We start from the raw sequence: 25,798 nt of genomic DNA, 5'->3' as shown, positions 1-25,798 counted from the left end.
AAGTATCTGATTAAGTAGTAAGTTTATAATTAGATGAATTCACTTTAAAAGTGAATCTGATAAAAACATTTTGAAGTTATGCTTCGAAGATGACTGACAAATCACAGATATCTATAAGAGCTCTCTCCATAAAACCCTCTCTAACTCTTGAGATCAGCGCAAAAGCTAAAGCTTTAAAAGCTGAAGGTAAAAATATTTGTAGTTTAAGCGCAGGGGAACCTGATTTCGATACCCCTGAATTTATTGTCGATGCAACTCTAAAAGCATTAAAAGATGGGAAAACTCGTTACGGGCCTGCAGCTGGAGATCCTGAATTAAGAGAAGCCATTGCGCAAAAACAATCAGATATAAATAAAGTTCCAACAAAAACAGACAATGTTCTAGTAACTAATGGAGGGAAACAAGCAATATACAATTTATTTCAAGTAGTTTTGAATCCCGGAGATGAAGTCCTGATCCCAACTCCTTATTGGCTTAGTTATCCAGAGATAACTCTTTTAGCGGGTGCCAAGCCAATAAAAATTAAATCATCCACTAAAGATAAATTTAAAATAGATATCAATTCTCTAGAAGAACACGTAACCGAAAAAACAAGGTTATTAATTATTAACTCTCCAAGTAATCCAACTGGCTGTGTTTTAACTGAGCAAGAGATGAAAACTATTTCCGATTTTTTAAGAAGGCATCCAAGAATTTTATTAATGAGTGATGAAATTTATGAATTTCTTATTTCTCCAAATCAAGTTCATCACAGTTTCGCGAAAATCGCACCAGACCTAAAAAATAGAATTTTCACCGTCAACGGTTTTGCCAAGGCGTGGGCAATGACTGGTTGGAGGATTGGCTACTTAACAGGAAACGCCGAGGTAATAAAGAAAGCCATTGCTTTACAAAGTCAAAGTACAAGCAATGTATGTAGTTTTGCTCAAAAAGGGGCTATTGCAGCACTTCAAGGCTCAAAAGATTGCGTTCATGAAATGGCAAATATTTATAACAAAAGGAGGTTATTAATAACAGAAAGACTAAAAAAAATAAAACATATTTCTTTTGTCCCTCCCAATGGAGCTTTCTATGTTTTCCCAGAAATTAATCTAGAGGAGATCGATTCAATAAGTTTCTGCAAATTGGCACTAGAAAAGGTCGGTCTAGCAATAGTTCCAGGGATTGCTTTTGGAGATGACAAATGTATAAGAATCTCATACGCAGCTTCAAATAAAATGATCGAAGATGGAGTTAATAGGCTAGAAAGACTATTAAATGATTTTTAAAAAGAATGAATCAAAAGATAAGAGGAATAAAACTTATAAAAATAGCTATTGCAGTTTTATCAGTATCTAATTTATTTTCTATTGGTTCATTAAAAGCAGAAGAGATCCTTCATATTGGGGCAATACCAGATCAAAACCCAGAGCACCTCAATCGTTTATATAAGGTTTTATCCTCTGAATTAAGCGAGCAGCTCAATGTTCAGGTCCGTTATAAACCAGTTACTAATTATGCTGCAGCTGTAACAGCTTTTAGGACCGGAGATTTAGATTTAGTATGGTTCGGTGCTTTAACGGGTGTACAAGCAAGACTTCAAAGCAAAGGATCCAAGGTAATAGCACAACGAGATATTGATGAAAAATTCCATAGTGTTTTTATCGCAAACAAGAAAAGTTCAATCCAAAAAATAAATAACATAAATGACTTAAAAACACTAAAAGACAAGCGTTTTACTTTTGGCTCTGAAAGTTCAACATCAGGAAGATTGATGCCCCAATATTTTTTAAACAAAGCAGGTTTGCAACTTAAAGATTTCAAAGGTGCAAGCCCAGGCTTTAGTGGTAGCCACGATGCAACATTAATGCTTGTGCAAAGTGGTTCATATGAGGCAGGTGCTCTTAGCGAAGAAGTATGGAAAAGAAATCTTGAGAGTGGACGTGTAGATCCCTCAAAAGTCTTTGTGATTTGGAAGACTCCTTCTTATCATAATTATCATTGGATTGCTCAAGGAAACCTAGATAAAAAGTTCAAAAAAGGTTTTACGAAAGACCTTACAAATGTATTTTTACGTTTCAATGAAAAGTCAAAAAAACAAAAAAAAATTCTTGAATTATTTAGCGCAAAGGAATTTATAATATCAAAAAACGAGAATTATAATCAAATAGAAAAGGTAGGCAGAACAATTGGAAAGATTAAGTGACTAAGTTACTAGAATTAAAGAATATAAGCCATAGGAGTAAAGAAAGCATTAGAGTAAAAGATATTAATTTAACAATAAATCAAGGTGAGAAGATAGCGCTTATCGGCAAGAGTGGCTCCGGCAAAAGTACATTAATCTCGATCGCGAATGGATCACTAATCCCGAACGAAGGAGATGTAATATGGAAAGGTTTTCACATTAACAATATCTCAAATATTGAGTACTCAAAAATAGGAACTATATGGCAGGATTTATCTTTAATAGAAGAGCTAAATGTCGCTCAGAATATAAACTGCGGTGCATTAGGTAAACACAATTTCATATGGGCTTTAAAAAATCTCCTAGGAGTCATAGATACAGGTTTATGCCAAGACTGCCTAGCAGCGGTCTCTCTCCCAAAAAAAACTATTTATTCCTATGTAAATAAACTTTCTGGTGGTCAGAAAAAAAGAATAGCAATTGCACGTCTTTTAAGACAAGAACCAGAGATCTTGCTTGGAGACGAACCTTTCTCAAATTTAGACCCTCTATTATCAAAAAATATCTTAAATTTATTTATAAATCAAAAAAATTATCTTAGAATTAAAATCCCTGAGACCATACTTATAAGTCTTCACCAAATTCATTTAATAAATAATTTCAATAGAGTTATTGGGTTAAAAGATGGAGAGATTGTAATAGATAGACAAATTCATAATATTAATCAATCAGAGCTTGATTGGCTATTTTAATTCATAATGAAATTAATAAAACCAGTATCAACTTTATTAACATTAATTCCATCAATAGCCTACATTCCCATTCTAATAGAAATCATCAAAGGATTTCATATTGGGGGTCTAAATATCATATTTCAATTCTTAAGCTCAGCAATAAAACCATCGTTTAATCAAGAAGTAGTAAAAAGCGCATGGGAAGGACTTCAAATAACAATTGCTACTGCTTTAACTAGCTGGGTTATAAGTATGCTTATTGGAATTGTTTTAGGTGTACTATCTACAGATTTATTTTGGAAACGTATTCCTAAATTTTCTTATTTAGGTAAATTCATAAAATACTCATTAGCAATTCCAAGATCAATACATGAAGTAGTTTGGGGCTTGCTATTTATTCAAATTTTAGGTTTGAATATTTGGGTGGCAATTATATCTATAGTCATTCCCTATTCAGCCTTAACAGCAAGAGTAATTTCAGAGCAACTAGATAGTTTTGACATACAACCTCTAATAGCAATTAAGCAAACTGGATCTAATATTATGGGCTCATTTATAACTATTCTACTACCAAAGTTAATACCTATCGTATCTACATATGGAAGTTACAGATTTGAATGTGCAATTAGGGGTGTAACATTACTTGGAATATTTGGATTAGGAGGTATAGGAACAGAACTATATTTAACTTTAAAATCCTTTGAGTTCAATGAGATGTGGACTTGTTTGTGGATGCTTTGGTTAGTAATAATTTTATTAGAGAAATTTATAAGATTTTCTAGAAGTTATTTATCTGACAATATTAGTTTAAAAAATTCTTTCTTAATTTCAATCTCAATATTTACACTATCTCTATCGTTAGGTATTGGTTTGCTTTATAATCTAAATTTTGAGTTATTTACTCCATTAAGCTTTTCGTATTTAAATTTACCTTCATTCGTAGAGATAAGAAATGGATTTAATAACTTAACTCTGTTTAAACTAATTATTACAACAATTTTAGTAACTTTATTTGCCTCTGGGATTGCAATAGGGACACCTCCACTTTTACTAGTATTATTTCCAGGTAAATTCTCTCTAAAAGTTCAAAATCTTATTTGGATCTTCTTTAGATTGATACCTCCTCCATTGACCACTATACTTATTCTTCTTTTTACTAATCCTAGTATATCTGTAGCCGCATTATCACTTGGAATTACACATATGGGAGTCATGGGAAGGTTACTTACAGATAACATACTAAATCAAGAAAAAAGTATTTATGGAGCGATTAAAAGCAATGGTTCAAGCAAGCAATCAGCAACGCTTTATGGAATATTAGCCCCCCAAAGTAATAGTTACTTAGCTTATGGAGCATACAGAAGTGACGTAATCCTAAAGGAAACAGCAATTATAGGAGCAGTCGGAGGAGTAGGATTAGGGTGGCAATTACAGGAATCACTAAGCTCATTCGATTGGGCACAAGTTATGATAATAACTGCTACTTTCTCTTTATTAACAATTTCAGGAGAATTTTTATTTAACACTTCTCAAAATTATTGGTTAAACAATTCAACCAACAATTTCATTAGTTAGTTATTTTTATTCAACATATAGACTTATGAATAAATATCAGAAAAAATTAATCATACTTGGAGATAGTGGGGTTTACGGATGGGGAGATCTAGAAGGAGGCGGATGGTCTGAAAGATTAAGACAAAACTGGTTAAATATAGATGGAGCCCCTATCATTTATTCCCTCGGAGTAAGAGGAGATGGATTAGAGAAAGTTGCTATAAGATATAAGAATGAGTGGGCAACAAGGGGAGAATTAAGGAGAAAAGTTCCTGAAGGTATTTTACTATCAATTGGTTTAAATGATACAGCTAAAATTGGAAGAAAAGATGGAAGACCACAACTTAGCGAGGACGCTTTTAAATTTGGCTTAAAACAATTAGTAAATGAAATTAAGAATGAAGTAAATATAATGGTTCTTGGATTAACTCCTGTTAATGAAGACTCAATGCCTTTTGCAGAATGTCTTTGGTATTCAAATCTAGCTTGTTCTAAGTATGAAAATAAAATTGAAGAAACTTGCTTAGAATTAAATGTCCCGTTTTTATCAATTCATAAAAAAATGATCAACTTATTATCATTTAAAGAATTACTCTCAACAGATGGAATACATCTGAATACTAAGGGTCATAAATGGATTTATGACCAAATTAATGAATGGCCAGCATTAAAGAATTGGGCTGATTTAAAATAAATATTTCAAACAAAATTCAAATATAAAAAGATAGAAATAATAGCGGCTATAGATGTCTGGATAGAGTTAACTAATTCATTAGTCATCCAATTAATCTTATTTTGTACCATTGCTCCAATATAACTTTCCAAAAAAGTTGCTAAATAGCCAGATAAGAAGACTATAAAAGCAACAGATAGTCCAGAAATGATCGATAGATTAAGCATAAACACAGTCATGATAAAACTTCCTAGCAAACCAGCTATCGAACCTTCGATGCTTATTGCCCCCTCTGTTCCTGGTGATACTGGCTTTAAAGTCGTAATTAGAAAAGTTCTTTTACCAAATCTTTTGCCAATTTCACTTGAAAAGGTATCGGAGAGTTTTGCACTGAAACTAGAAGCAAAACCCACCATGAATAAATTTAAAAAATTTGGCCAAAAACAACTTAATAATGCGAGTGAGCAGCCTGTTGCTGCAGAACCCCAAACATTTTCAGGGCCACGTTTACCACCTCTGGCTTCAGCAATACCTCGGGAAGCCTTATTTTTATATCCAATTTTTGTAACTAATGTCCCCAACAAGAGATATACACAAACTGATATCCAACCATTCCAACCAATAGATCCTAATAAAAGTGTTCCAAGTACTCCAGCATGAATCCAACCTTTCTTAGTTAAAAATGGAAGCCTTTGTCCCAAAAATATCAACAAGAAATTAATCAAAAAAGCATTAACCCAAGTACCCCCAACAAAAGACAAGTTACCCATCGGTTTCTATTAAGCATGCCTGTATATAAACAATAGACGTTTTTATGATCAAAAATATTGAATCTTAAAAGGATGATTTAAGTCTTCTCCATGAAGTCATTACTTGTGAGGCACTTACGGCAGCTGTTGATGTCCTCAAAATAGTTTCTCCCATAGACACCCCAACGAATCCAGCGTTAAAAGCTAATTCCTCTTCATCTTTATTCCAGCCTCCCTCTGGTCCAATCACCACCCAAACTTGATTGACTTCATGTGGTGTTTCTTTTACCCAAGTCACACAATCTGGCAAGTCTTCAATACGTGTTGCAGCAAATCCGACTTGAGCTTCCGAAGACATATCATTTATCCAATTGGGAAATGTTAATACCTGCATTAATTCTGGACTCCAGAGTCTTTCGGATTGCTCAACGGCTTCATAAATAATTTTTTTATATCTAATAATTTTTTCGTTATTGCATTCTTTAACTACTGATCGTTTTGAAATTAATGGTTGAATAATATCAACTCCTATCTCACAACTCATTTGCAAAAAGTTTTCAAACCCCTTTTTAGGAATAACTATGGCAATTCCTATTAATGGTCTTTCTCTTGAAACGAATTGAAGAGGCTTATCAAAACCATTGGTAAGTTTTATAGCTTTTTGTTCAACAATTTTAGCGTTCCAAAGACGACCTTTTCCATCAATGACTTCTAAAAGATCTTCCGATCTCATCCGCATAACCCTGAATAAATAATGTGATTCATTAGAGGTCAATTTCAACTCTCCATTTGAATCGATTTCATCTCTTAATCGATTTAGTTTTATAAATAATCTTCTTTTCTCAGCCATAGAAAATTAATCTGTTGAAGAAAAAATTGCATCTGGATGTTCCTCTACTGGCCAATCTTCATTGACTCCACCGATAATTAGTTCCTCTATTTTCAAAACATCAACATCCATTTGTTTTAGTACATTTATCAAAATATCAATTGCGATGAGGTCAGAAGTGCCTAAATCGACCCAGCATCTAGCCCAACACTCGTTAAATTCAAATTCTCCAAGATTATGCATCAATGATGGCAGACTATAAGAGGTATCGTCATTTTCATAGCTCATCCAACTGACATCAGCACCCATTTCGTGCGTTTGTAAATTTTCAGAATTAAATCCCCCGAGTCGGCCTAGCACATACCAAGAATCAAAAATTCCATCAATGTAATCTTTTTCTCCTTTACTTGGAACACCTGAATATCTAATCCATATCCAACAATTGAAAGGATCAACTTCACGAAATCTAACTTCCATAAACAATAGATCTTGAAAAAGAAAAACTAAAAGATATCCAACATAATCTAATGTAAATTGAATAAAGAAAATAGAAAAATCATTAGTTATTTGATCAAAGCCTCAATAAAAAAGAATGCTTAGTTTAAAAAATATTTATTACCATCCCTCGACAGCAGAGAAACCAATCCTTAGAGATTTGTGTTTAAAATTTAAGACTGGAAAAATCACAATAGTTAGGGGACCCAGTGGAAGTGGAAAAACTACATTGGTAGAAATCATTAGCGGTCTATCGGGATATCAGAAAGGAGAAATAACATGGTTAAACAAAACTCTAAATGCACGTCAGCGCAGGTGGTTATGTGGGTTGGTTTTTCAATTTCCAGAAAGATATTTTCTTGGATTATCCGTAGCTCAAGAATTACGTCTTGGGCACAAGAGGTTAACGACTGAAGAACTAATTTCAACTCTCACAAAAGTGGGATTAATCAACTTAGATTTAAAGAAGCCGCCAGAATCTCTTAGCGGAGGACAACAACGACGACTAGCTATTGCTGTTCAACTATTAAGGAGTCCAAAAGTACTCTTATTGGACGAGCCAACAGCGGGTTTAGATTGGTCAGTGAGAAAAGGAATTATAGAATTAATCGCAAAGCTTAAAGACAAACAAACCATTCTAATAGTTACCCATGAACCCGAACTTTTTAAAAATTTGAATACCGACAATTACAAGTTGCACAATGGTCAACTTATCCCTCAATAAACAATTCAACTAATCAATGACAGATTCACTAGTTAGAGCTACTGCTGCAAAAGGGGGGATCAGACTAGTCGCCGTATCAACGACTGAATCTACAAAAGAAGCAAAAGAAAGACATTCACTTTCTTATTTAACTTCTGCAATTGTAGGTAGAGCAATGAGTGCGAGCCTTTTGCTAGCAAGCTCAATGAAGGTAAATCATGGAAGGGTGACTTTGAGGATAAGTTCAAATGGACCACTAAAAGGATTAACTATTGATGCTGGTAGAGATGGAAGTGTGAGAGGTTACGTTGGCGATCCAAGTCTTGAATTAGACCTAATTAAGAATAAAAGCAATCACTATACATTTGATTTCAAAAAAGCTACAGGTATTGGCTATCTTCACGTTATTAGAGATGACGGGAAAGGTGAGCCACACAACAGCACAGTCGAATTAATTAATGGAGGGATAGGTGAAGACATAGCTTCCTATTTATTACATTCCGAACAAACGCCCTCAGCTGTGTTTGTTGGAGAAAAAATCAATCAGGATGGGATAGTTTGTAGCGGAGGACTTTTAGCACAAATACTACCTAAAGCAGAACGAGATTATTCATTAATTGACTTACTTGAAGATCGATGTAAAGAGATTAACTCTTTTAGTGAGTTATTAAACAAAAAAGGGAATAACCTTATTTCTCTTATTGAAGAGATTTTCCCAGATCTTGATCAATCACCTTCAGATATTATTAGCACATCTCAGGAAGTTCATTTTAAATGTAGATGTTCAAGAGAAAGAAGCCTATCAGCGTTAAAGATTTTGGGGAAAGATGAACTTCAGAAAATGATAAAGGAAGATGGGAAAGCAGAACTAACATGTCAATTCTGTAAAAATGTTTATCTTGTTAAAGAGGACGAATTGATATCTTTAATCGATTAAAGGATTAATCAAGGAAAACCACTCCTAACCAAAGCAAAAATACTGCAGGTATCGCCTCAAATTTGTCTGAAGATAATGATCCAGCGTTATCAATAAATGATTGGGCACCCCCCATAAGTAATGCACCTGATAAAAGTCCAATGCTAAGCAGAAGAATGCACCAGATGACAGAAGAAAAGAAAGGTCTTCCTCTACGAGACTGACTAATGAATAAACCTATTGTTGAAAATGAAAGTATTAATTCAACACTTTCAGAAGGCACAATTAAAACTAGTAAAAAGGCCAATATTCCAAGAGATATCCGTATATTTAATTCTTGTCCCGAGGGCAACTCTAAGCTTGGTAAAAAGTTAGATGTTGAAGCCTCGTATTTAGGAAGATTTAAATTCTTCAACCTAGTGAGGAGCGAACCAGGTCCTATATCACCAACTTTCTTGGCTTCATTTTCTTTCTTTGATGCATTTATTGCCTCGTTACTTGCATTACCAAGTTGTCTTGACTTAAGACTTACCATTAGCAATGAATCATAAGCAGCTTCTATTTTTGCTTTAGTAATTTGATCATCACCAACCTCTTTTAACTTTTTATCTCTTGCTTCTTGAATAGCATCAAAACTTGCACCTTCATTTATTCCAAGTATCAAATATGGATCTTGTGAGTTTGAATTTGATTGTGAATTGCTACCAAGATCCATAGATTTTTCAAAAAAAGATTTATGAACTCTCTTTAATATTAGATTTTAATCTACCTTAGAGAGAAACAGGATCAACACCACTAACAACCGGAGCAACTGAGTTTAATTCCATTTCAGGATGATCTTCCTTTAACTGATTAAGATTCCATTCATTCTTAAAAAGCAGTACTGGTCTAAGCCAAGCATCTTGAACCGTTTTGCAATTAAAAATTCTTCCAACCTCGTCCAAAGCAGGCCATCCCCCTTTTACCCATCTGGCGACTTGATAACCCATTGGTTCAAGCCGAGTTTCCACCCCATATTCACTAGCAAGTCGATGCTGTACCACCTCAAGCTGAAGCTGACCAACTGCGGCCAAAATTGGATCTCTTTTGCTTTGATCTTTATCGTAAAGAATTTGGACTGCTCCCTCCTCTCTTAATTCATTGACCCCTTTCCTAAAGTTTTTAAAAGCTGAAGGATTTGGATTTCTTAACCAACTAAATATCTCGGGGCTAAAACATGGGATGCCCTCGAATTCGACTCTCGGTCCAATAAATAAAGTATCTCCAATAGAAAACATCCCCGGATTATTCAAACCAATAACATCCCCAGGATAAGCATCATCAACAACAGCCCTATCTTGACCGAAAATCTTTTGGGGTCTTGAGAGTCTGATTTGTTTACCTGTCCTGGCGTGTTGAACTGTCATATCTTTTTCAAACCTCCCACTACATACACGCACGAAAGCAACTCTATCCCTATGTTTTGGATCCATATTTGCTTGTAATTTAAATACAAATCCACTAAATGATTCTCTTGTAGGAACGATTGGCCCATCAAAGCTATTTCGAGCGACAGGTCCCTGAGAAAGATCAAGAAAATTATCTAAAAATGGCCTAACCCCGAAGTTGGTCATTGCAGATCCAAAAAACACAGGAGTTAATTCGCCAGACAAGATTAATTCTTGATTTAAGTCACAACCAGCCTCATCTAGGATCTCAATCTCTTCAAGTGCTTTTGTCAATAGTTCTTCTTCGACTAAGTTTTTAAGTTCAGGATCATTGATTTTTAACCTTATTTCATTAGATTGCTTCCCTCTTTCCGCTCTAGAAAATAGAACAACTTCTTTGGTAGCACGCTCAACAACACCTCTAAAAAGCTCACCACTACCTATTGGCCAATTAACTGCAAAGGTCAATAACCCTAATTCAGACTCAATCTCATCTAATAATTCCAGCGGTTCTTGACCTGGCCTATCCATCTTGTTGATGAATGTAAAAATTGGTATCTGACGCATTCTGCAAACCTCAAAAAGCTTCCTTGTTTGAGGTTCAAGACCTTTTGCTGCATCCTCAAGCATTACAGCATTATCAGCAGCGGCAAGTGTCCTATACGTATCTTCCGAGAAGTCTTGGTGGCCAGGGGTATCTAATAAATTTATCGTCTTATCTTTATAAGCAAATTGTAAAACAGTCGATGTAATTGATATGCCTCGTTGTTTTTCAAGCTCCATCCAATCAGAAGTAACTTTTCTCTGTTCTCCTCTTGCTTTTACTGCTCCTGCCTGTTGAATAGCTCCGCCATAAAGTAAAAGTTTTTCTGTCAAAGTAGTTTTCCCTGCATCAGGGTGGGAAATAATCGCAAAATTTCTTCTTTTACTAACCTCTTTACTTAAAGATACAGTTAATTCTTCTACTAAATTTGGATCTAAATTTGTCTTGTCTTGGGGAGTTGATTTCATTATTGTTTTTGATTGTGCATTTGTTCAGGGGAAAGATTAAGTACACCCAATAATCTCAAAATAAAGCTCATCAACTTGAAAGACCTCTAATTGAGATAACCCTGCATCAATTAACTGTTGATTTACTTCATCAACTGTAAATGATGCCTTGAGAGATGCATAAAAATCCTTTTTTAGAATTTCTGGGGAATTTGAAAGATGTTTTTCTTGTATCTCAAATGCTTTTTCTTCAGAAGTAGGCCTTATTAAATCACGATGAACATGAATGCACTTGGTTCTACCAAGTTTTTTTAATGCACCCCAGAACCTATAAGGATAATGAAAATGATGCAAGGCACTATTACTGACAATTACATCAGCTTTAAAAGGAAAATGTGTTTCACCTTTGGCTATTGAATTAATTTCAATCAATTGATAAGAGAGATTCTTCGTAATATTTTTGGAAAGTTTCTTTTCTGCTTCATCCAACATTTCTTTTGAGCCATCAATTCCCACAACATTTACGAAAGGCCAATTTTTGGCAATTCTCTCTGAAATATTGCCTGGTCCACATGCTATATCAAAAATTAAATCAGTTTTATTAAAAGTTCTTCCTACTTTTTTTAAATATTTTTCAAGCGATTTAACCACCATAGAATCACTCCTAGAGAAATCTGCATCCGCGTAAGCCCTTACCTGCGAAGGGCTTTGCATGAGCTCTGGTTCCGGCGTTCGATTCATTAATAGAAAAAAATAAATTTTTTAATTTGAAGCCCCTGTAGATGGTGTTAAAAAAACTTGCCAACGCTATAGATGGCGTTACCGTGGTACTTACCCAAGGGATACAAAGATTTTGACAATTGCAACTAGTCAGCCCGAAACCAATAATTCAGCATCGGGTAAAGAAAATGATACGACTGATTTTCCAATAACTGCACCTGCAGCCAATCCTGTCTTTTACAGAACTTATAGTAGGAAACTTCCAGCTGGTCGTGAAAGCTGGGAACAAGTAAATGCTAGAAACCTAGATGGTCTAAAGAAGCTTGGGGGACTAAACGAAGCAGAAATAAATTTAATGCAAAGAATGCAACAAGAAAAAAAAGCTCTTCCATCAGGTCGATGGCTTTGGATAGGGGGAACAGAATGGATTGAAAAAGAGAAGAATTTTTCTGGAGCCTACAATTGCACCTCAACGAATCTTGTTGATTGGCAAGCCTTTGGACTTATGATGGATTTAGCCATGATGGGTTGCGGAACAGGGGCGATAATTGAACCACACTTAATTGATCAACTGCCAGAAGTTAGAAATACAATTCACATTGCAAATGTTACAGAAATTGGATTAACCCCTTCTGAAGAAAGAAATGAAAAAACTACATTTTCTATTAAAGATAATAATGTACTCATAAAAGTTGGGGATAGTAGACGTGGATGGGTTGATAGCTATCAAAAAATCCTTGAATTAAGCAGTGACAATAGCTTCAATTCTAAAGTTGTTAATGTATCTATTGATTTAAAAGATGTAAGGCCAGCGGGTGAATCACTCAAAGGTTTCGGAGGCATGGCGAACCCTGTAAAACTCAAAGATTTATACCCGCGCGTAGCAACTCTTCTAAACAAAGCAGTAGGAAGAAAACTAACTTCAATTGAATGTTGTCTGCTTATCGACGAAGCAGCCGTAACAATCGTTGCTGGCAACATCAGAAGGAGTGCAGGTATGCGCCAATTTTCTTCGCAAGATTTAGAAGCAGCTGGTGCTAAAGAAAATTTATGGAAGCAAGACTCAGAGGGGAATTGGAGTATTGACCCAGAGAAGGATGCATTAAGAATGGCTAACCATACTCGTGTTTACCACACCAAACCTGAGTTAAAAGTTCTTGTCGATGCGGTTATTAAACAATTTCATTCAGGAGAGGGAGCTATTCAATTTGCACCAGAGGCAATTGCTCGCTCAAATGCTGACATACTTTCAACAGTAGAACTCAGGAATGAATTTATAGAGATCTATTGTGACCAAGGTAAAGAAGAAGCTTCCAAATGGATTCAATCAAATTATGGTCCATTTGATGATAAAGAGCTTTTTCACAGACTCAGTAGATATGGTCTAAATCCTTGCGGAGAAATTCTAGGTTCAGATTTTCACTGTAATCTTGCAGAAATCCATCTTAATCAAATTGATCCATTAGACATAAATCAACAAGAGGATGCTTTCAAAGCAGCCGCTTTGTCAGTAGCCTGTCTCCTTAATCATCGATTCGAAGTAGAGCGGTACAGAAAAAGTCGCGAATGGGATCCCATTGTTGGGGTTAGCTTCACAGGACTTTTTGACTTTTTTGTTCATGCCTTTGGGACTCCATGGCTAAAATGGTGGGAGGCGGGACGACCTGAGACAAAAGAAGGAAATGATTTCAAACTCAAAGAAGCTACTTTTTTGAGTCGATGGAGGAAGATCGTCAACGATACAGTTTGGGAGTATTGTGATAGACATAATATTCGCCGTCCAAGTCGTTGTACAACAGTTCAACCTGCGGGTACAAAAAGTCTTCTAACAGGGGCTTCGCCAGGTTGGCATCCTCCAAAAGCTCAGCGTTTTATCAGAAGGATTACGTTTAGGAAGAACGATCCAGTCGCATTAGCTTGCATGGATTATGGATACACAATCGTCCCTTCTCAGTCAGATAAAGATGAAAATGGAAAACTACTAGACAATCCATTTGATCCAAAATGTACTGAGTGGCTAGTTGAAATACCTACTGAGGTAAGTTGGGCAAACATTCCTGGTGCGGATGAAATAGATATCAATAACTTCTCAGCTCTTGCACAATTTGATTTTTATATGCAAGTTCAAACAAACTATACAGACCACAACACCTCTGCCACTATTGAATTCAGAGAAAATGAGATAGAGGGTTTAGCTAAAGCTCTTTATAGCTCAATCAGTGAAAATAAAGGTTATATTTCAGCGGCATTGCTAGCCAGGTTTGATGCAAATGCAACCTTCCCCAGACTTCCTTTTGAACCTATTGATGAAGAATGCTACACAAAAATGCAATCAGAGGTCATAAAAAGAAGAGACACTTGTGATTTCTTTGAAGCTCTTAGTCGATATGATCAAGGGGAGCTTACTGAAGCAGGTCCAGCAGGTTGCGATTCTGATAAATGCTTACTTCCACTGGCCAAACCGTCTTAATAGCAGTCATTCAATCTTGAGTGAAGGTTTTTTCTTATCATCCGAAGGACGTTGCTTAACAAATAAAATAAGTTTAGTTTTTCAAAGAAGTTTTAAAGATAATTGTCCAAATTAGAAAATTTGGCTAATTATTAAATAGGTATTGTGTTCCTCAAAATTTCAATGACTACGACTAATAAACCATTAAAGATTTGTGGTACGAGTGCTAACGATGCACTTATCGATCAATTGAGAGCTTGTAAAAACACAGATGAAATTCTGAAATTCGAGAAATGGTTCAATTCCAATATTGAATCTGACAAACTTTATAAAAGAATTTGTGAACTATTAAAAAATAGAAGTATATCTAGAGCATTAGGTTCAAAATGGCTCCTAACACTCATTGAAGATAGAGAAAATACAATAACTAACTTGTCGATAGAATAATTTTTTATTTTAGGTCTACTAATTCAAGATTAATTTTACACTCCACTCAATTTAAAAAGGGAATGGTCCTGATGCCCCACTTGAAGCAGTAAAGCCAGAGAGAGCCCAAATACCAAAGGAGAACAGAGCGCATCCAATAAAGAACATCAAGTGAGCTACATAACGGTATTTCTCTTTTTGACTAATACCACCCTCCATTGGGAGGTCTCCAAGGAAACGAGATTGTGGGCTCTTGTTGCTTGCCATGAATGTGATTTACCAATGTTTGAAATTATTGCACAAATAATCTCATTGACATTTGTCCAAACAGAGAATCTATAGGTTCTGAAATTTTTAAAGGCTTAAAAGCATTAAATTTAAAACTGAATTAATAGCAAAAGCGATGAAATTGTCGTTTGAGCAATTTTTTTAAGATTCCTGAAGCTAATAAGGTAAAATCTTAAGTGGAGAGTTGGTCGAGTGGTTTATGGCTCTAGTCTTGAAAACTAGCATGGGGGCAACTCCATCGGGGGTTCGAATCCCCCACTCTCCGTTCTTTGTTGGGGAGTTTGGAGGTATTTAATTATACTTTTGCCCCTGCTATATGATAAAAAGACCAAAATATTAGATCAATTAGTCAAAAAATCTTAAAAATGTTTTATTTTTTCGACTACTTAGATAAGTAAATCAAATATTTAATGCATACAAGAATGCCATAATTCTCATGATTCTTTTATTTTTTCGTTAAGGTAATCCGGAAATAGGTTTAAAAGACTTTTAAGATACTGACCTGATATCAATCAAACCAACCTAGTAAATATTTGAGATTTACTAGGTTGACTTTCTTAAAAAGCCCACAAACCCATACCTTGCATAATTAATCAAAATGAAAGAAGAGCGTTACTTAAAAGACAGAGAAGCAATTGTAAGAGCTGATATTTGGAAAGAGATTACCTCTTCATGTAAAGGGCTCAGAACCGAGCTTGGGTATACAAATATTCAAATAGTTGAATTTCTAAAAGAAATAACAAAAACATTTGAAAGAGACCAACTCTGAATCCTGAATCTCAAAATAGAAATTCTGTCTTAAAAATCTATTTTTCTATTGGTTTTAGAGATTCATCAACACTTTTTATTGCATTCGGAACACTATTTAAAGCAGACTTTAATCGCCAAAAGGATCCCCTAAAAATTGCACTTATATCACTCAAACTTTTTAGAAAGTAATTTGGATTTCTTTTATTAGCTTTATCGGCTATTAATGAGGCCTTCCAAGGATTCCAAGAGGCAAAGTTAACTATTATTCTATAAGCACTTGGCCAAGGATTATTTGGCAACAAGATTTCTAAATTTCTTAAATAAATATCAGCTTCATAAGGTCTATTCGATAATATCTTCAAAAGCGATAAGGACCATAAAGATTCAACATTTTCAGGGTCTGAACTTATTTTGGATAATGCCTTATCTCTAACTATACTTTGATATTTTAAATGCCCATCAAGCATATGTTCTATTTCTATTTCATCAAAAATCAATTTAATACCTAATGGACCTTTCTCCATCCCCTTTGCTAGTTCAATAAATCTATTATGAAATTCATTTGGATTAAATGAACTTGATCTTCGCTTCCAAAGAGTATAGCTTCCTTCTTTTTCTCTAGGAAATTCTTGAACTTGTATAAAAAGAGAACTATCTCTAATCGCTTTGTCTAGAACTAGTGAATTACTTGGAACTGAGCCTTGATCTCCGTCTGCCAAAATAATCCAATTAGAGTATTTAAGCACTGGTTCTATATGCAAAAGAGATTGCCCAAGTTGTCTGCCTAAAATATTTCCACCTTGCATTCTTCCAAAATAGCTTACATTATGCTGATTAATTTCAGGGGTGCTTGGAACAACAATAACTGTTTCTTTTTTATCGATAGTCTGATCAGATCTAACTATCGATAAAATATCTTTAACAGGATAATATTTACTTGCAATATTTTGTAAAGTGTTAAACTTATTAATAGAATTGGAAAATAGAAAACTGACAGCAGGAATAAATAATAAAATATAAGAGTTTAATTTAAAATAAGTATCTAGCCAATCACTCCACTTAGTAAATCCAAAGCCTAGCAGTAAAATAATTAACGGGATTGTACATGCTATATATCTTTCATCCTTGTTAGGAATGAAAGTTGTAAAAGTCCAGCATGTTATTAAATTAAAATAAATCCATGTCCATTTATAATTATTCTCATTAAAAATATCGACTAATCTTGCTTGAGATCTAAAAGATCTTACATAGGTTAAAAATGCAAATAGTATTCCTGACAATCCAAAAAAGAAAATAATACTTCCAAACTGATTATCTAAATATGGGAAATACCAGAAAATACTTTTAAAACCTAAAATAGAAGGATCACCTTCTATCGCCGCCGATTCAAAAACAGCTCTATAAGTTCCACTTAATATCATTATCCAATTGTGAAAAAACCAAGGTAAAATTGCTAAAATATTGATAAGAACTAAGCATAAAAATTGTAATCGAAATTTTTTATCTCTTTTAAAAGAAAGCACAAAGACAAATAATAAGGAAGGTATGATAACTAATAAAGAACTTTGCTTAATCAATAAAGAAAAAGAGCATGCGAAAGTAGCAATTATCAATTGAATCCATTTACCTCCGATTGATTTATCACTCCACCTTCCTAGATGAAATAAATAAAATGTAATAGCGGAAATTAAAGGTAACTCCAATAAATAATCAGTTCTTAGATTAAATAAGAAAGGAGAACATGCACTAATAAGAACACAAAAAAGTCCAAGTTTTTTCCCACTCAAATAAAGTCCCCACGAAGCAATATTAAAGATAAAGAATCCATTCCAAAAACTTAAGGACCAGGCCGCCTGATGAGGAGCATCACCAGCAAAGGCAATTACGGCTCCATTGATTATTGAAGCCAAAGGAGGAATTTTTGGCGATTTATCTAGTAAAGAATTAAAGTCTGAAGCTCCATCTGCTCCCAAAAAAGAGAGTGCACGGGCATGGTCAATAGCACTATTGAGATAGTCAGCCTGATCCCATGAAGGAGTAATGCTATATAAATTCCACCAAATACGATCAATTATGGTCGAAAGAATCCATATACATAAAATTGAAATCCAAAAAATATATTTAGAGTGATTAATATTTTTCTTAATAAGCATACTGGCTACTAACAGTCCAATGTTTCACTTGTTTTTTTATTAGTCACACTGTTTATCCCATTTGCGATAAGGCATAGTTTATTTCTAACATCATTTGCGATCAAGACATCAGTAAAATCGGCACCTTCAATAATAACATTTTCGAATTTTGCATTGTAAGCAAAAGCACCCTCTAATATGCTATTTGAAAGGTTTGCGCCATTAAGTATAGCTGCATCCATTGTTACATCTCTCATATTTGTATTACTTAGATTAGCGTTTTCAAGCTTTGCATCAAAAAAACTAGCCCCTTGAAGATCACTTCCTGAAAAATCAGAATTTTGGAGATCACTTAAATAGAAAGTCGCACCTTTTAAATCGATATTGGAGAAATCAGAACCTATCAAGGTTTGCTTTCCATAGTCCAAAGCTGAATAAGCTGGCAGAGGATAAAAGAAAAAAAGAACGGCGCTTACAAAAAAAAGAAGACGTTTAAACATAACTTTCTAATTGCTTCTAATGATTATATTTTAATTCAAAAGGGTCTGACAGTTAAATATTGGATTTAATATAAATTATATATTAAAAGACAAATACTATAACCTCTCTTAAATCATAAAAACAAATCAAAATAAATTATTTAATTATTTCAGTGCAAATTATTAAGAATCATCTAATAAAAAACATTTCATGCTAATTCTTTATTAAAGAAAGTAAAAACTATATAAATTAATCAATTTTTCCAACGGTCTATTCACTAACCCTATGATTTAATATAAATTTTACATATTAAAAAAATAATTCCATAAATCTACCAAATTCAAAATATACAACTTCCAAAAAATGATTGACAAGCCCTATGAAGTCATAATTATCGGTTCAGGTGCAACCGGGGGAATGGCAGCCTTAACAATGGCTAAGGCTGGTGTAAGAGTACTAGTAATAGAAAGAGGTCCTGAACTAGAGATCAAGCAGGCAAAAGGAACAGAGCCTTGCAATATGATTCGGAGACTTTTAGGGGTAACAACTGGAAATTATCAAAATCAACCTCAACATCCAGGGTTCTGGAAATCAAATCCCTTACTGTACGCAAACAAAAAAGCAAATCCTTATACACACCCGCCAAAAGCCCCATTCATGTGGACGCAAGGCAATCAAGTTGGTGGAAGAAGCCTTACTTGGGGAGGGATAACCTTAAGATTATCTGACGAGGATTTTGAAGCCTCAAAAGAAAAAGAATACAACCTCGAATGGCCTATTAGTTACAAAGATCTTGAGTCGCATTATTCGGAAATAGAGAGTTTTCTAAAAATATATGGCAACAAAGACGATCTCAATCAACTACCTAATGGTGAATATATTGGCAAACTTCCATTTACAGAAAGTGAATCAAGATTTGCCTCCAATATAAAAAAAAATTTAAATCTTCCCTTTATACATTCCAGAGGGTTTGGACCAAATGAAGATCAAACGAAATGGCCCAGATATAGCAGTTTAGGCAGCACATTAAAAGAAGCCGCTAGGCTAGGTAAAATAGAAATACTTTCAAATCATATTGTAGATAAATTAGTTTTGAATAAGGATAGGAAGTCTGCAAAAAGTGTTATTGTAGTAAACCAAAAAAATGGAGAGCGAAGTGAATTAGAAAGTAACTTAATAATACTATGTTCATCAACAATCCAAACAATTAGAATTCTATTAAGTTCCGAAGAAAGTAATAATTCAAATGGTCTAATTGACCCCTCTAATTCATTAGGAATGAACTTAATGGATCATATATCAACCTGTAGGTTTTTCAGTGTCCCTATCGAGAAGAATTTCAATGATTATTCAGATAAAAATAATAATCATCTTTTAACAGGAGCAGGTAGCTTCTTTATTCCCATCGGTAGAGACAGCTCAACTAAAAAAAACTTTGTTGGTGGATATGGCATCTGGGGAGGAATAGATAGATTTGAACCACCAGAAGTTTTTAAGAAATATAAAAACACAAAAACTGGGTTCCTTATTGGTCATGGAGAAGTACTCCCAAATCAAAAAAACACTGTTTCTCTCTCAAATACCAATGATCTATATGGTATTTCCATACCGCACATATCAATAGTTTGGCGTGAAAATGAGAAACGAATGGTTTCAGAAATGAACAGAATGATTGAACTTATTATTAATTCTGGTAATGGCAAAATTATTCCAGTGAATGAGATTCTCAAGATTCCATTTACCAAACAAATTTTAAGCAAATCAGTTGCTATTAAAAGCGATGCTCCACCCCCTGGTTACTACATACATGAGGTAGGAGGAGCACCAATGGGAAATGACAAAGGAAATAGTGTTTTAGACAACTGGAATCGTCTATGGGAATGCAACAATGTATTAGTAGTTGATGGAGCTTGCTGGCCTACTTCATCTTGGCAAAGCCCAACATTAACAATGATGGCAATAACTAAGAGAGCTTGCGAAAAGGCAATTAGAGACTTTAAAGGTTAAAAATATCATTTAAGTATTTTTCTGTAACAGCCCTATCATCAGAACCATTTTGAAAGAGAAAATTAGCGATAGCTGAGCTAATAAGCTTGGATTGATCCCAGTTCTCATTCCCACATATAAAATCCTTCATGCCTACATAAAGAGCTTCAGGCACCTCAGCTTCAAGACTTATAGACATTAGGTCCAAGTCATTTTCACAGCATCTAATCTCATCAGTTTTCATCTCATCAATACGAGTTTCAATTTGATTAAACTCCATCTCCTTTCTTAAAAGCTCGAACTCAATGAAATAAGGATCTTAAATTTTCTATAAAACGTCAAAGATAAAGAAAACCTGAATCGAAAATCCGAGACAGAGATAGACTCACCTTATATCAATACTTCTTGAAGGTTCATTTGAAATAAATTAGTTTTCTTTGCGTAAAGTATCTAAGTGTAAATTACTATTAAAGTATCTATTGAATCCCACAAGTACATCACGAAAACTAGAGTTTTAGTTTTTTTTAGTGGAAAACTCTTCACTAGTTGTGGAAATCACTTGGGGAAAAGAGCTGAAACTAAACATTAAAAAAATGTATAAATAACGAGTCCCTTGCGTCACAAGCAAGAAAGAGACAAATGATTCTCTAATTTAAACCTATTTTTTTTAGATTTGGCTTTTGTTTAAAGAGGGAAGCGTGACAGGTCCGAAAGGATGCTTTGCATGTGGATAAGGAAAATGTTCATGCGCGTGATTATGCTCTTTGTTTTCTCGGCGAATGTCTAGACAACCTTCAACATGATCATGATGACTGATCTGCTCATATCCAACCTCGCTTTCAAAACCTAATAAATTAGAACGATATTTACATAAAGCACAGTTCATAAAATTCTCACCATCAAAAACTTCTTGAATTCTTTCCATAAAAGTATCAATGACTAAATCTTGGTCTGATAAGTAACTTGCGTTTAGAAACTTCACATCAGGATTATCATTTGCAACTCTCATAGAATGTTCTCTAACGCGACTGACTAAAACTCCAGAAAAAAGAAAATAAGGGAAGAGAATTACTCTTTTAAAACCTAATTTGAGAGCATGTCTCAAGCCAGGATCAACGAGGGGAAATGTTACTCCTGAAAAAACAGTTTCTCCCCATCCAAAACCAAATCCCTCAACAAGCATCCTTGTAATCTTACACACATTTGAATTAGCATCTGGATCGGACGATCCCCTACCTGCTACGACAAGTAATGTTTCATGAAGAGGAAATATTGGATTACTATCAATTGTTTCTTTGATTCTTGCTCCTGCTGCTCCAATCATCAAAGAATTCAATCCAAGCTCCCTGCCATATTGAATTAGAAGTCCATTATCAGCGGAGTATTTATTCAAAACCGCAGGGATATCATTTTTAGTATGCCCGGCAGCAAATAACATAGCTGGTAGAGCAATCACTCTCTCAACCCCCAAACTCCTAAGCTGATCTAGGGCCTCACTAATTATTGGTCTATTAAATTCTAGAAAACCGAATTCAACTGGGATATCAGGTATTCTAGATTTTATTTTATTTACTACATTTATAAACTCTTTTACTGCTTTGGGATCTCTACTACCATGTCCGCATAACAAAATTCCAATATTAGATGGATATTTATAGTTAATTGATGCAGGTGCAATCAAAATGTTTTAGCCAATAATATACTTTAATTGAATATAGTTTTATAAAATACTAACTTAAGAAATTCATTATAGAAAAAGGAGCAGATTATTAGAAATTCGTTATCACTACAAAATCAAAATTCCAATGATAGTGATGTCCTTGGGGTTTTTGAAGCTGTAAACTCAGAATTTTTTCAATCACTGAAATCATCCCAACAAACTTCCAGTCCATTTTTAGTATCTAGTGGAGGAACCACAAGTAGAGCCGCCGCAGATAAACATTGGATTTTAGACCTAAGAAAAAACTACCAAAAAATATCTTTCGATTTAAAAAAAAAGCATGTAGAAATTGAAGCCGGGGTAACGATGGGAAAATTATGCTCTTTTCTAGAAAAGCATAAAAGAAGTTTTCCAATTGGTTTGTCTGGAAATACAGGAATGGGATATATCTTGACCGGTGGAATAAGTCCACTCAGTAGGAGCAAAGGATTAGCAATTGATCAAATCATAGAGATTAAGGGTTTTTGGGGAAATGGAAAAGAGTTTCATTTACTACGACCAAATACCAAAAATGAGTTGACTAATGAATGGAAAGCCCTTTGCGGAGCAGCTATATTTCTTGGCATAATCACACAGGTAAAGTTAAAGACTCAGCCATTAAGACCACTATTAAGCTGGACAGCAAATCTTTCATTTTCTGAGCTATCTGAATGTATTAATCAAGCCGAAAGTTGGCCTAATTCTCTTAGCCTTCAATGGATATATGGAGACGATATTTTTGCTCATGCAATTGGTGAAATTAAAAATACTGATGATGAATCCGTCATGATTAAATTATTAGAAAAATTGCCATTCTCTCGAAATAGAATCATTAATAAATTCAACAATATGAAGTCCTTACCTAATTTAAGCTTTGGAAATAACAATAATTATAATAATTCAAATCATTCTGAAGTGCTTGGGTTATTAGGCCCTGCTTGGCAAGAAAAAAATAAACAAGTATTAAAAATCCTTAAAGAATTAATAAATAAAAGGCCAAACAAAAGTTGTTATATAGCTTCTCAACAATTAGGAGGTTTAACACATTTAAATGATCTTGACACTTCTTTTATTCATCGTGATGCAATCTGGAAACCTTGGATTAACGGTGCTTGGGAAGCCCACAATCAAGCGAAGAGAAAAAGAACGCTGGAATGGATGACAGAGTGTTGGAATAATCTAGAATTCATATGCCCTGGGGTTCATCTTGCGCAAATACACCCACATTTAGAATGGCATAAAAAAGAATTATCATCCGCATTCGAAGATTGGCTCCCAAACTTAGAAGAGCTCAAAGCCATTCATGATCCAAGAAATATAATGCCACCATTAAAATAGTCAATTTTTTCAACAAAAGCTTATCCCTGAAAAATCCAAAAAAATTAAACACTCAGGCTTACACGTTGATAACAGAACCACAACCATTGTTGAAATAATAAGTTTCTATGTGATCGCCATGAAGTATTTGATTTGGTCAAATCAAAATTTTCTGGAGGAGGTACATCGCCTCTTTTCTTATCCCTTTCCATCTCAGATTTTAATCTATCAACGTTATATTCAGGATGTCCTAAATGCATTAATTGCCTCTGGTCAGGTGTTTCAAAAATTGTGTAACCTACTTTTTCTCCATGAGCCAATAATCTTAGCTTGCCTTTTTGTTCTGCTTTTTCCATTTCGATATCTGGTAAACCAGCATGCCTACTTTGGGGACAGAAGAACTCATCATCCTGTGTTCCCATTAAAGAATGGCTAGGAACAAGACTTCTCATTGGATATACACCAAAAAGCTTTTTATTAAAATTTTCTTTCTCAACTCCAGCCATATAAGCCATTGCAAAACCAGCCCAACACAATCCTAGGGTACTTGCACATTTTAATTTTGCTTCCTCAATTAGGTTTACTAATTCCTTCCAATAATGAACTTCTTCAAACGGAAGGTGCTCAACAGGTGCTCCAGTAATAATCAACCCATCAAGAGGAATGGGAGACATTGCCTCCTCCCAATGAACATATAAGTTTTTCAGATGTTCTAGATCCCAAGTCCTATATGAATGGGATTTCAATCTTATCCATATAGGTTCTATTTGCAGAGGAGACAGTCCTAAAGGGTGCAATAAATTAAATTCATATTGTTTTCCCAAAGGCATAATATTTAATATCCCAATCCTAAGAGGTCTAATATCCTGTCTTTCTGCTAATTCAGGCTCAATCCATGAAATATGATTTTTTTCTATCGATGAAATTTTATGATAACTACGAGGAAGTATTAAAGCCATATCTATATACCTCCTTGGAAAATTAAATTAAATTTAGAGCCTGCTCGAAATCCTCTAAGATATCGTCAATATGTTCTATACCAACAGACACTCTTACCATAGTTGGAGTAACACCTGCGGACAACTGTTCTTCTGGGGATAGTTGTTGATGGGTTGTTGAAGCAGGATGAATTACTAATGTTTTTGCATCGCCTACATTTGCTAGATGACTAGAAAGTTTTAAAGAGTTTATAAACTTCACAGCATCATCAAAGCCACCTTTCAGAGAGAAAATCAACATAGAACCTTTTCCTCTATTGGTCATAAAATTAGAGGCTCTTGAATGGTATTTGTCCGATGGTAATCCTGGATAACTAACATTATCAACTTTCGAATGATTGTCTAACCACTTAGCCAATGCAAGTGCATTAGAGCAATGTCTTTCTATTCTTAAACTTAAAGTTTCTAATCCTTGAAGTAATAAAAAAGAATTAAAAGGACTAATCGCAGGGCCCCAATCTCGTAACCCCTCTAGCCTAGCTCTCAAAGCAAAAGCAATGTTTCGATCTGCAGGGACCCCAAGCATTCCACAAATATCACTCCCAAATCCAAAAGCATCCCAATGAACCAAACCATGATAAGCCGCGCTTGGTTGACTCATTAAAGGATATTTTCCATTTCCCCAATCAAAAGTCCCAGCATCAACAATTACCCCTCCAAGACTTGTTCCATGTCCTCCTATCCATTTTGTAGCACTTTGAACAACCACATCTGCTCCATGTTCAATAGGACGAATTAAAGCTCCAGCAGCACCAAGAGTGTTATCTACAATTAAAGGGATATTTTTCGATTTAGCTAATTTCGATAGTCCCTCAAAATCAGGGATGTTAAACCTAGGATTACCCATTGACTCTACATAAATTGCTTTTGTAGATGAATCAATTTGTTCTTCAAAGCTTTCTGCATCATCACCATCAGCAAACTTGACATTGATTCCTAATCGTGGAAATTGAACTTTGAATTGGTTATAGCTGCCACCGTACAAAAACGATGTTGATACGAAGCTGTCTCCTGCAGTAAGGAAGTTTGTAATCGCAATGAATTGTGCAGACTGTCCTGATGCTGTTGCTAAAGCAGCTACTCCTCCTTCAAGTGCTGCAATTCTTTTTTCGAAAACATCCGTTGTAGGATTCATCAAGCGCGTATAAATATTTCCAAATTCCTTCAAACCAAATAAATTTGCTCCATGATCTACATCGTTAAAAACATATGAACTTGTCTGATAAATAGGAACCGCTCTAGAATTGGTAACAGGATCTGGTACTTGACCTGCATGCAATTGAAGAGTTTCAAAACGTTGGGAAGTCAAAGAATTAATT

Annotated in this window: 25 protein-coding genes and 1 tRNA gene; 13 read left to right on the top strand and 13 right to left on the bottom strand. The window is 34.6% G+C overall.

What is annotated here, in order from left to right; all coding sequences use genetic code 11:
* Positions 1-89: 89 nt before the first annotated feature.
* From PMN2A_RS03480 to PMN2A_RS03460, 5 genes are read left to right on the top strand one after another with little or no spacing between them, the layout of a single operon-like run.
* A complete protein-coding gene (locus PMN2A_RS03480) occupies positions 90-1,268 on the top strand; it encodes a pyridoxal phosphate-dependent aminotransferase (RefSeq protein ID WP_011293640.1) in 1,179 nt (392 codons plus the stop codon).
* Between the two features lie 5 nt (positions 1,269-1,273).
* Positions 1,274-2,185, top strand: coding sequence for a putative selenate ABC transporter substrate-binding protein (locus PMN2A_RS03475; protein WP_011293639.1), 912 nt, complete (start codon positions 1,274-1,276; stop codon positions 2,183-2,185).
* Positions 2,182-2,916, top strand: coding sequence for an ATP-binding cassette domain-containing protein (locus tag PMN2A_RS03470; RefSeq protein WP_011293638.1), 735 nt, complete (start codon positions 2,182-2,184; stop codon positions 2,914-2,916). The genes PMN2A_RS03475 and PMN2A_RS03470 overlap by 4 nt, the downstream gene beginning before the upstream one ends.
* 6 nt (positions 2,917-2,922) lie before the next feature.
* Positions 2,923-4,473 carry a PhnE/PtxC family ABC transporter permease gene (locus PMN2A_RS03465; protein WP_011293637.1) on the top strand — a complete coding sequence of 517 codons (1,551 nt, stop codon included), beginning with the start codon at positions 2,923-2,925 and terminating at the stop codon, positions 4,471-4,473.
* 25 nt (positions 4,474-4,498) lie between these two features.
* Positions 4,499-5,146 carry a GDSL-type esterase/lipase family protein gene (locus PMN2A_RS03460; protein ID WP_011293636.1) on the top strand — a complete coding sequence of 216 codons (648 nt, stop codon included), beginning with the start codon at positions 4,499-4,501 and terminating at the stop codon, positions 5,144-5,146.
* 5 nt (positions 5,147-5,151) lie between these two features.
* On the opposite strand, the gene PMN2A_RS03455 is transcribed toward PMN2A_RS03460, so the two are convergent.
* The 3 genes from PMN2A_RS03455 to PMN2A_RS03445 form a co-directional block, all read right to left on the bottom strand.
* Positions 5,152-5,895, bottom strand: a complete 744-nt coding sequence (locus PMN2A_RS03455; RefSeq protein ID WP_011293635.1) for a TIGR00297 family protein — start codon at positions 5,893-5,895, stop codon at positions 5,152-5,154.
* 64 nt (positions 5,896-5,959) lie between these two features.
* Positions 5,960-6,724, bottom strand: coding sequence for a 16S rRNA (uracil(1498)-N(3))-methyltransferase (locus tag PMN2A_RS03450; RefSeq protein ID WP_011293634.1), 765 nt, complete (start codon positions 6,722-6,724; stop codon positions 5,960-5,962).
* Between the two features lie 6 nt (positions 6,725-6,730).
* Positions 6,731-7,180, bottom strand: a complete 450-nt coding sequence (locus tag PMN2A_RS03445; protein ID WP_011293633.1) for a DUF3531 family protein — start codon at positions 7,178-7,180, stop codon at positions 6,731-6,733.
* Between the two features lie 115 nt (positions 7,181-7,295).
* On the opposite strand from PMN2A_RS03445, the gene PMN2A_RS03440 reads away from it, so the two are divergent.
* Both PMN2A_RS03440 and hslO read left to right on the top strand, forming a co-directional pair.
* Complete coding sequence (locus PMN2A_RS03440) at positions 7,296-7,922, top strand: ABC transporter ATP-binding protein (protein ID WP_011293632.1); 627 nt, start codon at positions 7,296-7,298, stop codon at positions 7,920-7,922.
* A 16-nt stretch (positions 7,923-7,938) separates the two neighbouring features.
* On the top strand, positions 7,939-8,838 hold the full coding sequence (gene hslO, locus PMN2A_RS03435; RefSeq protein WP_011293631.1) for an Hsp33 family molecular chaperone HslO: 900 nt from the start codon (positions 7,939-7,941) through the stop codon (positions 8,836-8,838).
* Positions 8,839-8,842: 4 nt separating this feature from the next.
* Here the strand turns inward: hslO and PMN2A_RS03430 are convergent, their stop codons facing one another.
* The 3 genes from PMN2A_RS03430 to PMN2A_RS03420 are packed head-to-tail and all read right to left on the bottom strand — an operon-like array spanning position 8,843 to position 11,975.
* Complete coding sequence (locus PMN2A_RS03430; protein ID WP_011293630.1) at positions 8,843-9,532, bottom strand: CPP1-like family protein; 690 nt, start codon at positions 9,530-9,532, stop codon at positions 8,843-8,845.
* A 55-nt stretch (positions 9,533-9,587) separates the two neighbouring features.
* Positions 9,588-11,255, bottom strand: coding sequence for a peptide chain release factor 3 (locus PMN2A_RS03425; protein WP_011293629.1), 1,668 nt, complete (start codon positions 11,253-11,255; stop codon positions 9,588-9,590).
* A gap of 36 nt (positions 11,256-11,291) precedes the next feature.
* The gene (locus PMN2A_RS03420) at positions 11,292-11,975 is read right to left on the bottom strand and encodes a class I SAM-dependent methyltransferase (protein ID WP_011293628.1); all 684 of its coding nucleotides are present in this window, start codon (positions 11,973-11,975) and stop codon (positions 11,292-11,294) included.
* 112 nt (positions 11,976-12,087) lie between these two features.
* Between PMN2A_RS03420 and nrdJ the strand changes: the two genes are divergently transcribed.
* Both nrdJ and PMN2A_RS03410 read left to right on the top strand, forming a co-directional pair.
* Positions 12,088-14,424, top strand: coding sequence for a ribonucleoside-triphosphate reductase, adenosylcobalamin-dependent (nrdJ, locus tag PMN2A_RS03415; protein WP_011293627.1), 2,337 nt, complete (start codon positions 12,088-12,090; stop codon positions 14,422-14,424).
* Between the two features lie 162 nt (positions 14,425-14,586).
* Entirely contained in the window at positions 14,587-14,850 is a 264-nt protein-coding gene (locus PMN2A_RS03410; protein WP_420063803.1) for an RNA recognition motif-containing protein, read from the top strand.
* A gap of 51 nt (positions 14,851-14,901) precedes the next feature.
* Here the strand turns inward: PMN2A_RS03410 and PMN2A_RS03405 are convergent, their stop codons facing one another.
* Complete coding sequence (locus PMN2A_RS03405) at positions 14,902-15,096, bottom strand: hypothetical protein (protein WP_011293625.1); 195 nt, start codon at positions 15,094-15,096, stop codon at positions 14,902-14,904.
* Positions 15,097-15,295: 199 nt separating this feature from the next.
* Between PMN2A_RS03405 and PMN2A_RS03400 the strand changes: the two genes are divergently transcribed.
* Together PMN2A_RS03400 and PMN2A_RS10430 are read left to right on the top strand one after the other, a co-directional pair.
* Positions 15,296-15,382 (top strand) — tRNA-Ser (locus PMN2A_RS03400).
* Positions 15,383-15,715: 333 nt separating this feature from the next.
* On the top strand, positions 15,716-15,886 hold the full coding sequence (locus tag PMN2A_RS10430) for a hypothetical protein (RefSeq protein ID WP_011295219.1): 171 nt from the start codon (positions 15,716-15,718) through the stop codon (positions 15,884-15,886).
* Positions 15,887-15,923: 37 nt separating this feature from the next.
* Here PMN2A_RS10430 and PMN2A_RS03395 read toward each other — a convergent pair whose 3' ends face one another.
* Both PMN2A_RS03395 and PMN2A_RS03390 read right to left on the bottom strand, forming a co-directional pair.
* Positions 15,924-18,020, bottom strand: a complete 2,097-nt coding sequence (locus PMN2A_RS03395; RefSeq protein WP_011293624.1) for an ArnT family glycosyltransferase — start codon at positions 18,018-18,020, stop codon at positions 15,924-15,926.
* An 8-nt stretch (positions 18,021-18,028) separates the two neighbouring features.
* A complete protein-coding gene (locus PMN2A_RS03390; protein WP_011293623.1) occupies positions 18,029-18,499 on the bottom strand; it encodes a pentapeptide repeat-containing protein in 471 nt (156 codons plus the stop codon).
* A gap of 343 nt (positions 18,500-18,842) precedes the next feature.
* Between PMN2A_RS03390 and PMN2A_RS03385 the strand changes: the two genes are divergently transcribed.
* Positions 18,843-20,486, top strand: coding sequence for a GMC oxidoreductase (locus tag PMN2A_RS03385; RefSeq protein WP_011293622.1), 1,644 nt, complete (start codon positions 18,843-18,845; stop codon positions 20,484-20,486).
* On the opposite strand, the gene PMN2A_RS03380 is transcribed toward PMN2A_RS03385, so the two are convergent.
* Together PMN2A_RS03380 and PMN2A_RS03375 are read right to left on the bottom strand one after the other, a co-directional pair.
* On the bottom strand, positions 20,476-20,745 hold the full coding sequence (locus PMN2A_RS03380; protein ID WP_011293621.1) for a DUF2811 domain-containing protein: 270 nt from the start codon (positions 20,743-20,745) through the stop codon (positions 20,476-20,478). The genes PMN2A_RS03385 and PMN2A_RS03380 overlap by 11 nt on opposite strands.
* A 387-nt stretch (positions 20,746-21,132) precedes the next feature.
* A complete protein-coding gene (locus PMN2A_RS03375; RefSeq protein WP_011293620.1) occupies positions 21,133-22,146 on the bottom strand; it encodes a sirohydrochlorin chelatase in 1,014 nt (337 codons plus the stop codon).
* Between the two features lie 84 nt (positions 22,147-22,230).
* On the opposite strand from PMN2A_RS03375, the gene PMN2A_RS03370 reads away from it, so the two are divergent.
* The gene (locus PMN2A_RS03370) at positions 22,231-23,502 is read left to right on the top strand and encodes an FAD-binding protein (RefSeq protein ID WP_071813621.1); all 1,272 of its coding nucleotides are present in this window, start codon (positions 22,231-22,233) and stop codon (positions 23,500-23,502) included.
* 44 nt (positions 23,503-23,546) lie between these two features.
* Here the strand turns inward: PMN2A_RS03370 and PMN2A_RS03365 are convergent, their stop codons facing one another.
* Together PMN2A_RS03365 and PMN2A_RS03360 are read right to left on the bottom strand one after the other, a co-directional pair.
* Positions 23,547-24,440 carry a homoserine O-succinyltransferase gene (locus tag PMN2A_RS03365; RefSeq protein WP_011293618.1) on the bottom strand — a complete coding sequence of 298 codons (894 nt, stop codon included), beginning with the start codon at positions 24,438-24,440 and terminating at the stop codon, positions 23,547-23,549.
* Positions 24,441-24,462: 22 nt separating this feature from the next.
* Positions 24,463-25,788, bottom strand: coding sequence for an O-acetylhomoserine aminocarboxypropyltransferase/cysteine synthase family protein (locus tag PMN2A_RS03360; RefSeq protein WP_144043259.1), 1,326 nt, complete (start codon positions 25,786-25,788; stop codon positions 24,463-24,465).
* Positions 25,789-25,798: the final 10 nt, after the last annotated feature.

The sequence above is a fragment of the Prochlorococcus marinus str. NATL2A genome (genome assembly GCF_000012465.1).
Taxonomy (GTDB): Bacteria; Cyanobacteriota; Cyanobacteriia; order PCC-6307; family Cyanobiaceae; genus Prochlorococcus_B; species Prochlorococcus_B marinus_B.
The sequence above is the reverse complement of the archived record's forward strand: the minus strand, read 5'-3'. Positions and strand labels throughout refer to the sequence as shown.

Excerpts from the sequence above, each read along its gene's own strand:
- PMN2A_RS03390 (WP_011293623.1), bottom strand. The coding sequence starts at position 18,499 with ATGTTTAAACGTCTTCTTTTTTTTGTAAGCGCCGTTCTTTTTTTCTTT.
- PMN2A_RS03410 (WP_420063803.1), top strand. The coding sequence starts at position 14,587 with ATGACTACGACTAATAAACCATTAAAGATTTGTGGTACGAGTGCTAAC.
- PMN2A_RS03440 (WP_011293632.1), top strand. The coding sequence starts at position 7,296 with ATGCTTAGTTTAAAAAATATTTATTACCATCCCTCGACAGCAGAGAAA.
- PMN2A_RS03465 (WP_011293637.1), top strand. The coding sequence starts at position 2,923 with ATGAAATTAATAAAACCAGTATCAACTTTATTAACATTAATTCCATCA.
- PMN2A_RS03455 (WP_011293635.1), bottom strand. The coding sequence starts at position 5,895 with ATGGGTAACTTGTCTTTTGTTGGGGGTACTTGGGTTAATGCTTTTTTG.
- PMN2A_RS03420 (WP_011293628.1), bottom strand. The coding sequence starts at position 11,975 with ATGAATCGAACGCCGGAACCAGAGCTCATGCAAAGCCCTTCGCAGGTA.
- PMN2A_RS03395 (WP_011293624.1), bottom strand. The coding sequence starts at position 18,020 with ATGCTTATTAAGAAAAATATTAATCACTCTAAATATATTTTTTGGATT.
- PMN2A_RS03385 (WP_011293622.1), top strand. The coding sequence starts at position 18,843 with ATGATTGACAAGCCCTATGAAGTCATAATTATCGGTTCAGGTGCAACC.
- PMN2A_RS03380 (WP_011293621.1), bottom strand. The coding sequence starts at position 20,745 with ATGGAGTTTAATCAAATTGAAACTCGTATTGATGAGATGAAAACTGAT.
- PMN2A_RS03480 (WP_011293640.1), top strand. The coding sequence starts at position 90 with ATGACTGACAAATCACAGATATCTATAAGAGCTCTCTCCATAAAACCC.
- PMN2A_RS03425 (WP_011293629.1), bottom strand. The coding sequence starts at position 11,255 with ATGAAATCAACTCCCCAAGACAAGACAAATTTAGATCCAAATTTAGTA.
- PMN2A_RS03450 (WP_011293634.1), bottom strand. The coding sequence starts at position 6,724 with ATGGCTGAGAAAAGAAGATTATTTATAAAACTAAATCGATTAAGAGAT.
- PMN2A_RS03460 (WP_011293636.1), top strand. The coding sequence starts at position 4,499 with ATGAATAAATATCAGAAAAAATTAATCATACTTGGAGATAGTGGGGTT.
- PMN2A_RS03430 (WP_011293630.1), bottom strand. The coding sequence starts at position 9,532 with ATGGATCTTGGTAGCAATTCACAATCAAATTCAAACTCACAAGATCCA.
- PMN2A_RS03445 (WP_011293633.1), bottom strand. The coding sequence starts at position 7,180 with ATGGAAGTTAGATTTCGTGAAGTTGATCCTTTCAATTGTTGGATATGG.
- PMN2A_RS03405 (WP_011293625.1), bottom strand. The coding sequence starts at position 15,096 with ATGGCAAGCAACAAGAGCCCACAATCTCGTTTCCTTGGAGACCTCCCA.
- PMN2A_RS10430 (WP_011295219.1), top strand. The coding sequence starts at position 15,716 with ATGAAAGAAGAGCGTTACTTAAAAGACAGAGAAGCAATTGTAAGAGCT.
- hslO (WP_011293631.1), top strand. The coding sequence starts at position 7,939 with ATGACAGATTCACTAGTTAGAGCTACTGCTGCAAAAGGGGGGATCAGA.
- PMN2A_RS03365 (WP_011293618.1), bottom strand. The coding sequence starts at position 24,440 with ATGGCTTTAATACTTCCTCGTAGTTATCATAAAATTTCATCGATAGAA.
- PMN2A_RS03475 (WP_011293639.1), top strand. The coding sequence starts at position 1,274 with ATGAATCAAAAGATAAGAGGAATAAAACTTATAAAAATAGCTATTGCA.